The 13623-nt window shown below is 76.4% G+C and carries 13 protein-coding genes and 1 riboswitch; of the genes, 7 read left to right on the forward strand and 6 right to left on the reverse strand.

Annotated features, from left to right (window positions below):
* The 5 genes from C5507_RS21275 to C5507_RS21295 form a co-directional block, all read left to right on the forward strand.
* A partial coding sequence (locus C5507_RS21275) for a hypothetical protein (protein ID WP_158657680.1) occupies positions 1–1055 on the forward strand: 1055 nt, incomplete at its 5' end.
* A 139-nt stretch (positions 1056–1194) separates the two neighbouring features.
* Positions 1195–2505 (forward strand): DUF222 domain-containing protein, encoded by a 1311-nt coding sequence (locus C5507_RS21280; protein ID WP_341272905.1) that lies wholly within the window; start codon positions 1195–1197, stop codon positions 2503–2505.
* A 12-nt stretch (positions 2506–2517) separates the two neighbouring features.
* Complete coding sequence (locus C5507_RS21285) at positions 2518–3144, forward strand: precorrin-8X methylmutase (RefSeq protein ID WP_104530494.1); 627 nt, start codon at positions 2518–2520, stop codon at positions 3142–3144.
* The gene (locus C5507_RS21290; RefSeq protein WP_104530495.1) at positions 3141–4637 is read left to right on the forward strand and encodes a precorrin-2 C(20)-methyltransferase; all 1497 of its coding nucleotides are present in this window, start codon (positions 3141–3143) and stop codon (positions 4635–4637) included. Before C5507_RS21285 ends, C5507_RS21290 begins: the two co-directional genes overlap by 4 nt.
* Positions 4638–4686: 49 nt before the next feature.
* Positions 4687–5922, forward strand: coding sequence for an MFS transporter (locus C5507_RS21295; RefSeq protein WP_242611036.1), 1236 nt, complete (start codon positions 4687–4689; stop codon positions 5920–5922).
* A 7-nt stretch (positions 5923–5929) separates the two neighbouring features.
* On the opposite strand, the gene C5507_RS21300 is transcribed toward C5507_RS21295, so the two are convergent.
* Together C5507_RS21300 and C5507_RS21305 are read right to left on the reverse strand one after the other, a co-directional pair.
* Positions 5930–6547, reverse strand: coding sequence for a flavodoxin family protein (locus C5507_RS21300; protein ID WP_104530497.1), 618 nt, complete (start codon positions 6545–6547; stop codon positions 5930–5932).
* 106 nt (positions 6548–6653) lie between these two features.
* Complete coding sequence (locus C5507_RS21305) at positions 6654–7406, reverse strand: cobalt-precorrin-6A reductase (protein WP_104530498.1); 753 nt, start codon at positions 7404–7406, stop codon at positions 6654–6656.
* Between the two features lie 26 nt (positions 7407–7432).
* Here C5507_RS21305 and C5507_RS21310 point away from each other — a divergent pair, with 26 nt between their 5' ends.
* Positions 7433–8524 (forward strand): cobalt-precorrin-5B (C(1))-methyltransferase, encoded by a 1092-nt coding sequence (locus C5507_RS21310; RefSeq protein ID WP_104530499.1) that lies wholly within the window; start codon positions 7433–7435, stop codon positions 8522–8524.
* A gap of 62 nt (positions 8525–8586) precedes the next feature.
* Here C5507_RS21310 and cobM read toward each other — a convergent pair whose 3' ends face one another.
* The 4 genes from cobM to C5507_RS21330 all read right to left on the reverse strand — a co-directional run bounded on the left by cobM (position 8587) and on the right by C5507_RS21330 (position 12072).
* Positions 8587–9327: a precorrin-4 C(11)-methyltransferase gene (gene cobM / locus C5507_RS21315; protein WP_104530500.1), complete on the reverse strand. Its 741-nt coding sequence runs from the start codon at positions 9325–9327 to the stop codon at positions 8587–8589.
* Complete coding sequence (gene cbiE / locus C5507_RS21320) at positions 9324–10556, reverse strand: precorrin-6y C5,15-methyltransferase (decarboxylating) subunit CbiE (protein ID WP_104530501.1); 1233 nt, start codon at positions 10554–10556, stop codon at positions 9324–9326. Before cbiE ends, cobM begins: the two co-directional genes overlap by 4 nt.
* A gap of 101 nt (positions 10557–10657) precedes the next feature.
* Complete coding sequence (locus C5507_RS21325; protein WP_207225712.1) at positions 10658–11413, reverse strand: maleylpyruvate isomerase family mycothiol-dependent enzyme; 756 nt, start codon at positions 11411–11413, stop codon at positions 10658–10660.
* A gap of 17 nt (positions 11414–11430) precedes the next feature.
* Positions 11431–12072, reverse strand: a complete 642-nt coding sequence (locus C5507_RS21330; RefSeq protein WP_104530502.1) for a TetR/AcrR family transcriptional regulator — start codon at positions 12070–12072, stop codon at positions 11431–11433.
* Positions 12073–12156: 84 nt separating this feature from the next.
* Positions 12157–12285, forward strand: a riboswitch (cobalamin riboswitch).
* Between the two features lie 55 nt (positions 12286–12340).
* Here C5507_RS21330 and C5507_RS21335 point away from each other — a divergent pair.
* Positions 12341–13623: magnesium chelatase ATPase subunit I (locus tag C5507_RS21335; RefSeq protein WP_158657681.1), on the forward strand; the 1283-nt coding region annotated here is incomplete at its 3' end.

Consider the following 13623-nt stretch of genomic DNA (forward strand, 5'->3'; position numbering starts at 1 on the left):
TCGCCCACGACCTCTACGACGAGGTCGAGGACGCGCCCTACCGGTACGGGGAGCTGCTCGGTGCGGTGTGGCGGGAGCCGGTCGCGGCACACCTGCGCCCCGGGGAACGGGCCCGGTCGCTGGCCGCAGCGGGCCTGCTGCCGAGCGCCACCCACGAGACGGCACGCAACGTGCTGGCCAGCGTGCTCAGCGGGCGCGCCGGCGGACGGGTGGACGTGCGCCCCTGGGTGCCGGCGTTCGACGCCGCGATGTGCGCCGACCCCGAGCTCGCCGGGCTGCCCGGTCGCTTCCTCGCTGCCTTCGACGACGGCCGCGGCGACGTCGCCGGCACGGCCGCCGACGTGGGGCTCATGGCGCTGGACGACGGCACGGTCGCCCTGCTGCTGGCCGGGGTGGACAGCGGCCTGCGGGCCGGGCCCGACGGCGCGGTCGGCCTGGCGCTCACCGCCACCCGTGCGTTCCTCGCGGAACGGGCGGCCCAGGGCGGCACCGCCTGGCGGCTCGCGGAGCTCGAGGACGGCCCGGCCCGGGTCGCGGCCGCCCTCGGACGTGCGACGGCCACCCCCTTCGCCCTCCCCGCTCCCCCGCTGACCGGCCCGGCCGGTGCGCTCCCGCAGGACGACGGCCGGATGGCGCTGGCGGCGGTCGTGCCCCTCGGCCGGCTGACGGCGGCGCAGGCGGACCTGCTCGCGAGCACCGCGGCGGCCGAGCTGCAGCTCACCCCGTGGCGGAGCGTCGTCGTGCCGGACCTGCCCGACGCCGCGGCCGCCGCGACCCTCACCGCGGCCGGGCTGGTCCTGGATCCGGGCAGCGCCTGGCTGCAGGTCACCGCGTGCGCCGGACGGCCGGGCTGCGCCAAGTCGCTGGCCGACGTCCGGGCCGATGCGACCGCCGCCGTGGCTGAGGGGTCCTTGCCGGCAGGCGGGGCGCGGCAGCACTGGGCCGGCTGCGAGCGCCGGTGCGGTCGGCCGTCGGGCGACGTGGTCGACGTGGTCGCCACCCCCACCGGCTACCGGACGACCGCCGCCCGGCCGTCACCGCCCGGCACCGCCTGACCGGCCCGAGGCCTTCGCCGCAACCACCGGCGCTCCCCGCCACACCAGCGCTGTCAAGACCGTGCCGGCATCTGTGGACAGCCATCTGAGCTGCGGTTTCGTGGTGCGGGGTGAGCTCGAACGGCGGTAGGCTTCGTACATGCGTTCGACGAGTCCGGCCGATGCGGTGGCCCGGCTCGCCGCTGCGCTGGACGACCTGGCCGGCGCGGATCTGACCGGCGCGTTCGAGCCCCAGTTGATCGAGCGACTCGAGTCCCTGCTGGTGGCGGGCAACCGGCTGGCCGCCGAGGTCGCGCGCACCGTGCGGCAGTGCGAGCTGGCCGGCGCCGCCGGGCACGACGGCAAGGCCACGATGGCCTCCTGGCTGCGCGGGCACGCCCGCCTGTCGGCGGCCGCGGCCAACCAGCTGGTCCGCAACGGCCGCACCCTGGCCCAGTTGCCGGCCGTGGCCTCGGCGGCGGCCCGCGGAGACGTGAGCCCGGAGGCGGTGTCGGTGATCGCCCCGGTCGTGGCGCCGGACAACCTCGCCGCAGCGCAGGCGCAGGGCATCGACATCGAGGCGATCACCGCCGCCCTGGTGGATGTCGCCACGCACGCCTCGCACGAGGACCTGCGACGGGCCGTCGCCCACTACCTGGCCTGCCTGGACCCCGACGGCCCCGAACCCGACCCCACCGAGCAGCGGTCGCTGACCATGGCCAAGCACGCCGACGGCAGCCTGTCCTTCCGCGGCGAACTCGACGCCGTCGGCGGGGAGAAGTTCCAGGCCGCGCTGGAATCCATCCTGCAGGCCTCCCGCCCCGCCGGGGACACCCGCACCCGCGCCCAGCAGTCCGCCGACGCCCTCGTCCAGCTCTGCGACAACGCACTAGCCTCCGGCAACCTGCCGATCCTGCGCACCCAGAAACCCCACGTCGTGGTCCGGGTGGACCTCGCCGACCTGGTCGACCCCGCCACCGGACCCGGCGCCGCCCAGACGAGCTTCGGCACCCTGATCTCCGCCGCCCGGGCCCGCTGGCTGGCCTGCGACGGCGGCATCAGCCGCATCGTCATCGGCCCCGACGGTGAAGTCCTGGACTACGGCCGCCGCCAGCGGGTCTCCCCACCCCAGCTGCGCCGCGCCATCGACTACCGCGACCGCGGCTGTGGCGTAGTTGAGCGTGCAGAGCGCCGGCTGCGACGCCCCCGCCCACTGGTGCGACGTCCACCACCTCCTGCACTGGATCGACGGCGGCGAGACCAACCTCGAGAACTCCGCGCTGCTGTGCGAACGCCACTCGCACGTTGGTCCACCACGGCTTCCGCGTCGAACGAGACACCGACGGCCGATGGCGCACCTGGCGCCCCGACGGCACCGAGATCGTGCTGCTGCCCCACCTCACCCGGCGGACCGCCGACGCCCGTGCGGGCTGAGTGGACCGGCGGGCCGCCTCACCGGACCGGGACGTAGCCTCGGCCCCCGATGGAGCTGTACGAGTACGAGAAGGACGGCGCCGAGATCTACCGGCAGTCGTTCGCGACGATCCGCGCCGAGGCCGACCTCACCGGCCTGCCCGCGGACGTCGCGCGGGTGGCCGTCCGCATGATCCACGCCTGCGGGCAGGTGGACCTGGTCGAGGACCTCGCCTGGTCCCCCGCCGTCGTGCAGCGGGCCCGCAAGGCCCTGGACGCCGGCGCCCCGGTGCTCTGCGACGCCCAGATGGTCGCCAGCGGCATCACCCGCCGGCGGCTGCCCAAGGACAACGACGTCGTCTGCACGCTGAACGACCCACGCACGCCCGCCCTCGCCGCGGACCTGGGCACCACCCGGACCGCCGCCGCGCTGGAGCTGTGGCGGGACCGCCTCGACGGCGCCGTCGTCGCCATCGGCAACGCCCCCACGGCGCTGTTCCACCTGCTGGAGATGGTGGCCGCCGGCGCACCCCGGCCGGCCGCCGTCCTGGGCATCCCGGTCGGCTTCATCGGCGCGGCCGAGTCCAAGGACGCCCTGGCCGCCTCGGACCTGGACTTCCTGGTGGTCCGCGGCCGGCGCGGGGGCAGCGCCATGACCGTCGCGGCCGTGAACGCGATCGCGAGCGACGTCGAATGAGCGGGCGGCTGTACGGCGTGGGCCTCGGCCCCGGCGACCCCGAGCTGGTGACCGTCAAGGCCGCCCGGCTGATCGGTGCGGCCGACGTCGTCGCCTTCCACGCCGCCCGGCACGGCCGGTCGGTCGCCCGCGGGGTGGCCGAGCCCTACCTGCGGGAAGGCCAGATCGAGGAGCTGCTGGTCTACCCGGTCACCACCGAGACGACCGACCACCCGGGCGGCTACCAGGGCGCCATCGACGAGTTCTACGAGGCCGCGGCCGCACGGCTGGCCGCCCACCTCGACGCGGGGCGCGACGTCGTCGTCCTGGCCGAGGGGGACCCGCTCTTCTACGGCTCCTACATGCACATGCACAAGCGGCTGGCGCACCGGTACCCGACCGAGGTCGTCCCCGGGGTGACCAGCGTCAGCGGCGCCGCCGCAGCGGTCGGCCGTCCGCTGGTGGAGCGCGACGAGGTCCTCACCGTGCTGCCCGGCACGCTGCCGGCCGAGGAGCTGGCCGAGCGGCTGGCCTCGACCGACTCGGCCGCCGTGATGAAGCTCGGCCGCACGTTCCCGCAGGTCCGCGAGGCGTTCGAGCGCGCCGGCGTCCTGGACCGCGCGCTCTACGTCGAGCGGGCCACCACCGACCGGCAGCGCTGCCTGCCCCTGGCCGACGTCGACCCGTCGAGCGTCCCCTACTTCTCCCTCGCCCTGCTGCCGAGCCCGCTCACGCCGCAGCTCGCCGAGCCGGCGGACCCGCTGCCCGAGCCGGCGGCGCACGGCGAGGTCGTCGTCGTCGGCCTCGGACCGGGCGCCCGCAGCTGGACCACCCCGGAGGCCGCCGAGGCGCTGGCCGCCGCCGACGACCTCGTGGGCTACGGCCCCTACGTCGACCGGGTGCCGGCCAACCCGCGCCAGGTGCGCCACCCCAGCGACAACCGGGTCGAGGCGGAGCGCGCCGCGCACGCCCTCGAGCTGGCGCGCTCGGGCCGGCGGGTCGCCGTCGTCTCCAGCGGCGACCCCGGCGTCTTCGCCATGGCCGCCGCCGTGCTGGAGGTGGCCGCCCGCCCCGAGTTCGCCGGCGTCCCGGTGCGCGTCGTCCCCGGTCTCACCGCCGCGCAGGCGGTGGCCTCCCGGGTGGGGGCGCCGCTGGGCCACGACTTCTGCGTGCTGTCGCTGTCCGACGTCCTCAAGCCGTGGGACGTGATCGTCGAGCGGCTCCGGCACGCGGCCGCGGCCGACCTGGTGATCGCCCTCTACAACCCGCGGTCGAGGCACCGGCCGCACCAGCTCGGCGAGGCGCTGACGGTGCTGCGCGAGGTCCGGGCACCGGAGACCGTGGTCGTCGTCGGCCGGGACGTCGGCGGCCCGGAGGAACGGCTGACCGTCACCACCCTCGGCGACCTCGACCCGGGGACCGTCGACATGCGCTGCCTGGTCATGATCGGCTCCTCGCAGACCCGGGTCACGCCCGCCGGCGCGGTCTACACGCCCCGGACCTATCCCGGCTGACACGCCGGACGAGGGAATGATCCGGCGCTCGTTGCGCTTGGCAACGACCATGCCCGTGCCGACGCTCTCGCGGACCCCGGCGTTCTGGACCGCGGCCGGACTGCTGCTGCTGGTCCTGGCCGCCTCCGGCGTCCCGACGCCCCTCTACCGCGTCTACCAGGAGCAGTTCGGGTTCGGCCCCGGGGTGCTGACGATGGTCTTCGGCATCTACGCCTTCGCGCTCCTGGCCACGCTGCTGGTCGTGGGCGGCCTGTCCGACCACGTCGGACGGCGTCCCGTCCTGGTCGGCGGGCTGCTGCTTCAGGCGGTGGCGATGGCGGTCTTCCTGGCCGCCGACGGCGTCGGCTGGCTGCTCGCCGCGCGCGTGGTGCAGGGCCTGTCGGTGGGCGCGCTCACCGGCACGCTGGGCGCGCTGCTGCTGGACACCCAGCGCCGCGACCGGCCGCTGGGCGCACTCCTGAACAGCGCGGCCCCGGGGCTGGGGCTCTCCTCCGGCGTGGTCGGGGCCGGCCTCGCCGTCGAGTACGCGGCCTCGCCGACCCGCTGGATCTTCGCCGTCCTGACCGGCGCGATGCTCGTGGGCACCGCCGTCGTGGCGGTCCTGCCCGAGACGTCCCCGCGCGCCCCCGGTGCGCTGGCCTCGCTGCGCCCCACGGTGCGCGTGCCGCGGTCCCAGCGGTCGGCGTTCCTCACCGCGCTGCCGGTGCTCGTCGCCGCCTGGGCCCTCGGTGGCCTCTACCTCTCCCTCGGCCCCTCGCTGGCGGCCGCGGTGTTCGGCATCGAGGCGCCGCTGGTCGGCAGCCTGCTCGTCCTGGCCATGCAGGGGACCGCCGCGGTCGGCGCGGTCGTCGGCCACAACCTGCCGGCCGAGCGAGCCATGGTCGCCGGGGCGTCGGTGTTCGCCACCGGCGTCGCCGGCACGATCGCCGCGCTCCTGACCGGGGAGACCGTGGTCATGTTCGTCTCCGCGTTCGTCTCCGGGCTGGGCTTCGGGATGGCGTTCCTCGGCGCGGTCGCCACCTCGAGCGCCGGCGTGGCCCCGGCCGAGCGGGCCGGGCTGCTGTCCAGCGTCTTCGTGGTCGGCTACCTGAGCTTCAGCATCCCGGCGATCATCGCCGGCTCCCTCTCCGCCACGATCGGGCTCGAGCGGGTCGCCGAGGTCTACGCCGCCGTCCTGGTGGTGCTCGCCCTGACCGCGGTCGCCGGCGTCCGCCTGCGCCGCCGGGCCGCGGCCCGGAGCACCGAGCCGGCACCCGGGCGGGCGCAGGAGTCGCTGGCGGCCTGATCGCCGGTCAGCGCCCCGGATACGGCGCAGCCTTGAGCGCCCGGGCCAGGTGCGCGGCGTTCTCCGCGAGGGTCGCCGTCGTCGAGGCCACCGCCTCCGGCGTCTCGTCCAAGTCCATGTAGTCGGTGCCGCCCATCGCCTGGTCGTTCCAGTAGGTGCTGCCCTGCGACGGGATGGTGAAGCCGATGTCGCCCAGCGCCTGGAACAGGTCGGCGACGATCTTGTGCGCCCCGTCCTCGTTGCCGACGACCGACACCACGGCCACCTTGCCGGTGACCAGCGGACGGCCCGACCCGTCGGTCTCCGAGAGCTCGCCGTCCAGCCGCTCCAGCACCCGCTGGGCCACGCTGCTCATGTGCCCGACCCAGGTCGGCGTGGAGACGATCAGGATGTCGGCGGCCATCAGCTGCTCGCGGATCCCGGGCCACTCGTCGCCCTCCCCCATGTCCACCTCGACGCCGGGCTTCACGTCGTGGTCGACGACCCGGACGACGTCGCCGGTGACGCCGTGCTTCGCCAGCTCCCCCAGGATCTGGCGGGCGATCAGGTCGCTGCTGGACGGGGACGGCGAGGGCTTGAGGCTGCAGACGAGGGCGAGGGCTCGGAGCGACGCGGTTTCGGTCATGCCGCTGATCTGCCCCGCCGAGCTGCACTTTCACACATGACGATCGGATTGCGCGCGATCGAACTCCCGCCGCCGCCGCGCTCAGGACCTGCGCGGCGATCCTCCGTCAGGATCCTTCGCGCCGCGAACCGATTTCGACCAGCCACGCGAGGGCCTCGCCCACCGTCGCCACGACCGGCACGCCGGCGGGCAGCGGCGGGCGGCGGACCAGCACGACCGGCACGCCCAGGTGCCGGGCGGCGGTCAGCTTGGCCGCCGTCATGGAGCCGCCGCTGTCCTTGGTGACGACGACGTCGACGCCGTGCGCCCGCATCAACGCCGTCTCGTCGGCGACCGAGAAGGGCCCGCGCGCCAGCACGACGGTCACGTCCCGCGGGAGCGGGGGCGCCGGCGGGTCGACCGACCGCACCAGGCAGCGCCCCTCGAGCCCGGCGAACGCGGCGAGCCCCTGCCGGCCCGTCGTCACGAAGACCGAGCCGAACCCGGCGACGGCGCCGGCGGCCTCCTCCAGCGAGTCCACCCACCGCCAGCCGTCACCCGGGCCGGCGGTCCAGCCGGGTCGCTGCAGGCGCAGCAGCGGCACGCCGGTGGCCGCGGCCGCCTCCGCCGCGGACGCGGTCATCCCCGCCGCGAACGGGTGCGTGGCGTCCACGACCGCCGGCGGCGCCTCCTCGCGCAGCCACGCCGCGAGCCCGGCGGCGCCGCCGAACCCGCCGATGCGCACCTCCCCCAGTGGCAGCAGGGGCTCGGCGACCCGGCCGGCCAGCGAGCTGAGCACGGGCCGCCCTGCCTCGACCAGCGCCGTCGCCAGCCGCCGGGCCTCACCGGTGCCGCCCAGCACGAGCACCCGTCCGCTCACCTCGCGCCGCCGTGCATGCTGGTGGGGTGACGACGGCGGAGCGCGCGGAGGGCAGCGGCCTGCGCTCCGGCTGGACGACCGGGGCCTGCGCCACCGCCGCGACGACCGCGGCGTACACCGCGCTGCTCACCGGCGACTTCCCCGACCCTGTCACCATCGACTTGCCACACGACCGGCACCCGGCGTTCGCCCTGGCCGTCGAGCGGCTGGACGACGACGGCGCCACCGCCGGCGTGGTCAAGGACGCCGGCGACGACCCCGACGTCACCCACGGCGCGCTCGTCTCTGTGCGGGTCACCCACGGGGAGCCGGGTAGCGGGGTGTCCTTCCGCGCCGGGGCCGGTGTCGGGACCGTGACCAAGCCCGGGCTGCCCCTTGCCGTCGGCGAGCCGGCGATCAACCCGATGCCCCGGCAGTTCATCCGCGAGCACGTGGCCGCCGTGGCCGCCCGGCACGGGGGCAGCGGCGACGTCGTGGTCGAGGTGTCGGTCGAGCACGGCGAGGAGCTGGCCCGGCGCACCTGGAACCCGCGGCTGGGCATCCTCGGCGGCCTGTCGATCCTGGGCACGACCGGCGTCGTCGTCCCGTACTCGTGCTCGGCGTGGATCGACTCGATCCGCCGCGGCATCGACGTCGCCCGCGCCGCCGGGTACGCGCACGTGGCCGCCTGCACCGGGAGCACCAGCGAGCGGGTCGCGACTGAGACCTACGGGCTGCCGGAGGACGCGCTGCTGGACATGGGCGACTTCGCCGGCGCGGTCCTGAAGTACCTGCGCCGCCACCCGGTCGACCGGCTCACCGTCGCCGGGGGCATCGGGAAGCTGGCCAAGCTCGCCGACGGGCACCTCGACCTGCACTCGGGTCGGTCGCAGGTGTCCTTCGAGTCGCTGGCCGGGCGGGTGCACGCGGCGGGCGGGCCCCCCGAGCTGGTCGAGCGGGTGCGGACGGCCAACACCGCGCTGGACGCGCTGCAGCAGTGCCGGGCGGCCGGGCTGCCGCTGGGCGACCTCGTGGCCGCCGGCGCCCTGGAGACGGCCCTGGGCGTCCTGCGCGGCGCGCCGGTCGCCGTCGACGTGATCGTGATCGACCGCGCCGGCACGGTGGTCGGCCGAAGCTGACGAAAGGACCCCGCTGCCCCCCACCACTCGCAGGCTCGTGGCGGGCCCCTGCAGCGCGGCCGTCATCGATGGCGACTGGTCGAGTACAGATGGCTGTCGGGGAACTCCCCGGCGGTCAGCACCGAGCCGACGATCACCACCGCCGTGCGCTTGACCCCGGCGGCCTCGACCTGCCCGGCGATGTCGGCCAGCGTGCCGCGCAGGATCAGCTCGTCGTCCCGGCTGGCCCGGGCGACCACGGCGACCGGGCAGTCGGCGCCGTAGGAGGGCACCAGCTCCGGCACCAGCTCGGCGATCCGCTGCACGGCCAGGTGCAGCACCAGGGTGGCGCGGGAGGCGCCCAGGGTGGCGAGGTCCTCCCCCGGCGGCATCGGGGTCGACCGCGCCGAGGTGCGGGTGAGGATCACCGACTGCCCGACGCCCGGGACCGTGAGCTCGCGCTTCAGCGAGGCGGCCGCGGCGGCGAACGCCGGCACCCCCGGGACGACGTCGTAGGGCACGCCCGCGGCGTCCAGCCGGCGCATCTGCTCGGCCATCGCGCTGTAGACCGACGGGTCCCCGGAGTGCAGCCGGGCGACGTCCAGCCCTGCCCCGTGCGCCGCCACGAGCTCGGTGGTGATCCGGTCCAGGTCCAGGCCCGCGGTGTCCACCAGCCGGGCGCCGGGCGGCGCGGTGTCCAGCAGCTCCCGGGGCACCAGGGCGCCGGCGTACAGGCACACCGGCGCGGTGGCGATGATCCGCGCCGCCCGCACCGTGATCAGGTCCGCCGCCCCCGGTCCGGCCCCGATGAAGTGCACGGTCATGGCTTGACCCCCGTCCAGATCGTCACCGGCATCGCGGCCTTCCAGCCGCTGAACCCGCCCACCGGCACCGCGTGCGCCACGGCCAGCCGCACCAGCTCGCCGCCGTGCGCGGCGTGGCGCTGCGCCAGCACCCCCTCGCTCTCCACGGTCACCGCGTTGACCACCAGACGGCCACCCGGGGCCAGCGCCGCCCAGCACGCGTCGAGCACGCCGGGCACGGTGGCGCCGCCGCCGACGAACACCGCGTCCGGCGCCGGCAGCCCGGCCAGCGCCCCGGGCGCCCGGCCTTCGACGACGGCCAGGTCGGGCACGCCGAGCCGCACGGCGTTGCGCGCGATCCGCTGCGCCCGCGCGGGGTCGCTCTCCACGGCGACGGCGCGGCAGGACGGGTGCGCCCGCATCCACTCGATGCCGATGGAGCCGGCGCCCGCCCCGACGTCCCACAGCAGCCGGCCCGGCATCGGCGACAGGCGGGCGAGCGTCGCGGCGCGCACGTCGCGCTTGGTCAGCTGGCCGTCGTGCTCGAAGGCGTCGTCGGGCAGGCCGGGGACCGCCGGCAGCGGCACCGTGCCCGGGTCGGCGACCACCTCGACGGCGGTGACCACCAGCGGATCGGGATCCTCGTGCGGCCACCGCGCCGCGGTGCCGGGGAACAGCCGCTCCCCCGGTCCGCCGAGCTGCGCCAGGGCGACCAGCCGGCTGGCCCCGTAGCCCAGCCCGGTCAGCAGCGCCGCCACCGCGGCGGGCGTCCGCCCGTCGGAGCCGAGCACCAGCAGTCGACGTCCCGGGGTCACGTGCGGGGCCACCAGCTCGACCGGCCGCCCGACCGCGGGGACCACCGTCGTCTCCTCGACCGCCCAGCCGAGCCGGGCGCAGGCCAGCGTCACCGACGACGGGTGCGGCACGACGTGGACCGCCTCCGGTCCGAGCAGCCGCACCAGCGAGGTGCCGATGCCCGACAGCATCGGGTCGCCGCTGGCCAGGACCACGACGCGGCGGCCGGGGTGCGCGCTGGGCAGGGCACGGATCGCCGGACCCATCGGCGAGGGCCACGGCACCCGCTCGGCGGTCACCTCCGCCGGGACCAGGGCGAGCTGGCGGGCGCTGCCGCGCAGCACGTCGGCCGCCGCGATCGCGCTCCGGGCGCGCAGAGACAGCCCGTCCCAGCCGTCGGCGCCGACCCCGACGACGACGGTCGGCCGGTCGGTGGGGACCTCGGGCGCTGGCACGGCCGCCGATCCTAGGGACCGGCCGGCCGGCCGCCCACCGCGGCGGCCGCTCCAGGGCCGGCGGGGAGTGCGCGGGGGATCCCCGGTCGGCCGGCCGGGACTCAGAAGGGGACCTGCTGGGCCAGCAGGCCCGGTCCGGCGCCACGGCCCGACAGCACCCGGCAGAACTCGACGGCGTCCACCTCCAGCTCCTCGCCTCCGCTGCCCGACGACCACTCCCCGCCGGCCGGCCCGGTCAGGCGCAGCCGGTAGGGCCGGCCGTGCCGCTGGGCCCACTCGGCGACGACATCGGCGACGAGGACGCCGTCGTGCTCGGGCGTGAGGAGCAGCTCCTGGCCGACCGCCCGGCACACGTCGACCCGGTGCATCCAGACGTCGCGGGTCAGCACGACGTCGAGCAGGAAGCCGATCCGCCAGAACTCCCGGACCTCGCCCAGGACCTGCTCCTCGGGAAGGGTGGCCCGACCGACCAGCCGGGACATCCGGCGGCGGCGGCGCACCGCCCGCGGCACGGTCTCCTCGAGGCGGGCGACGATCGCCGGGCCGTCCAGGCCCGCGTGCGTGCGCACCTGCACGTCGGTCAGCGCGTCGATGCCCCCACCGGCCTTGCCGGCCAGCCGCTGCTGGCGGGCCATCTCGACCACCGACGCGGCCATCCCGGCCATGCCCAGGACGTGGGCGGCCATGGCCCGCACGTCCCAGCCGGGGCAGTCGGTCGGCCGGCCCCAGTCCGCGGGCGCCAGACGCCGCAGGACTGCGAGCACGCGGTCGTACTCGGTGGCGGCGAGCCGGTAGGCCGTCTCCCGGTCCAGGACGGCGGCGCGTGGGCGGGGGCGGGCAGCGGCAGGAGCGGTCACGACGGACCTCCTCGGGTTCAGCTGGTGGACGGTTCCCTGCGGTGGTGGGCGAGCCACATGTCCATGACGTCGGGCAGGACGGCGGTGAACGAGCCGGACTCGAAGGGCTCGCCGGGCGCGTTCGACAGCTGCTGGGAGATGACCCCGCCGATCACCGCCGTCCAGGCCCGGTAGGCGCGGTCGACGTCGACGTCCGCGGCGATGACGCCGGCGTCCCGCAGGCCGGTGATGAGGTCGCGTGACACCGCGTCGAGCTCGACGGCCGGCGCGTACGCCCGTGCGGAGGGCACGAAGCCGGGGACCGGTCGCCAGAACATCAGCGCGGAGTACGCGGGGTGCTCGACGGCCCAGCGCACGAGGAGGGCCGTACCCGACCGGAGGGCGGTCAGGGGGTCGGCGTCCTGTCCGGCGGCGGCCGGCTCGATCGCCCGCTGCAACGCACGCCACCCCCGCTCGAACAGGGCGTCGTACAGGGCGTGCTTGCCGTCGAAGTACCCGTACAGCGACGGGGAGCGGATGCCCATCCGGCGGGCCACCTCACCCAGGGTCAGCCCGGCGACGCCCTGCTCGGTCATGACCGCGACGGCGACGTCGAGCACCTGCTCGATGGTCTCCTGCCGCCGGCGCTGCCGGCGGTCGAGCGGGGCCGTCGGGGTCATGCCCGGAGCGTGGTCCTAAGACCCTTAGGTTGTCAATGGTGCCTCAGGTCCCCGGCCGCGGGAGGTGCCGTGACGCCGGCCGGGGTTCCGTGGTCTCATTACCGGGCCACACGCGACGGCAGTGGAGGAAGCCCGGTGAGATTCCGGCGCGGTCCCGCCACTGTGAGCCGGCTTGCCGGTCAGTCAGGAACTCCCGTCGTCGCGACCTGCCACCTCCGGGCGTGGACACCCGGGGAGAGGACGCGTGCCCCGTGCGCCGTATTCGCGCATGACCTACCCCTTCACCGCCGTCGTCGGCATGGACGACCTGCGCCTGGCGCTGCTCCTGAACGCCGTGTCCCCCGCGGTCGGCGGGGTGCTGGTGCGGGGCGAGAAGGGCACCGCCAAGTCGACCAGCGTCCGCGCTCTGGCGGCCGTCCTGCCACCGGTCGCCGTCGTTCCCGGCTGCCGGTTCGGCTGCGACCCGGCCGCCCCTGACCCGGGCTGCCCGGACGGCCCGCACGAGGCCGGTGCCGCGGCCCGTACGCGGCCGGCCCGGCTGGTCGAGCTGCCCGTCGGGGCGTCGGAGGACCGGCTGGTCGGCTCGCTGGACCTGGAGCGCGCGCTGACCGAGGGCGTCAAGGCCTACGAGCCCGGGCTGCTGGCGGCCGCGCACCGCGGGGTGCTCTACGTCGACGAGGTCAACCTGCTGCACGACCACCTGGTCGACCTGCTGCTGGACGCCGCCGCGCTGGGCACCGCCTACGTGGAGCGCGAGGGCATCTCGGTGCGGCACGCGGCCCGCTTCCTGCTGGTCGGCACGATGAACCCCGAGGAGGGCGAGCTCCGCCCCCAGCTGCTGGACCGCTTCGGGCTCACCGTCGAGGTGGCCGCACCACGGGACCCGGCCGTGCGCGCCGAGGTGGTGCGCCGACGCTTCGCCTCCGACGCCGACCCGGCCGGGTTCGCCGCCGCCTGGGACGACGAGGAGACCGCGCTCGCCGAGCGGATCGCCACCGCCCGCGCCCGGCTGCCGCGGGTGGTCCTGTCCGACGCCGCGCTGCGGCAGGTGACCGCCGTGTGCGCCGCCTTCGACGTCGACGGGCTGCGCGCCGACCTGGTCACCGCCCGCGCCGCGATCGCGCACGCCGCCTGGTGCGGGCGCGAGGAGGTCACCGAGGACGACGTCCGCGTGGCCGCCCGGCTGGCGCTGCCGCACCGCCGCCGGCGCAACCCGTTCGACGCGCCCGGGCTGGACGACGAGACGCTGGAGCAGGCGCTCGCCGACTCCCGTCCCGAGGACGACGGCCCCCAGGACGACGGCCCCCAGGACGACGGCCCCCAGGACGACGGCCCCCAGGACGACGGCGGTCCCGACGGCGGCCCCGACGACGGCGGAGGCCCGGGCATGGGAAGCAATACCTACGGATCCGATGCCGAGACGCATGAAAAGGATCCCTTGCCCGGGGACGGCGAGGGCGCGGGCGAGCCGACCACCGCGCCGCGCGGCGAGGGCGGGGGGCGCACGGATGCCGCGCCCGCCCCGGACCGCGCCGCGGTGCCCCCCGCCGA

The organism is Blastococcus saxobsidens (genome assembly GCF_002938435.1).
GTDB lineage: Bacteria > Actinomycetota > Actinomycetes > Mycobacteriales > Geodermatophilaceae > Blastococcus > Blastococcus saxobsidens.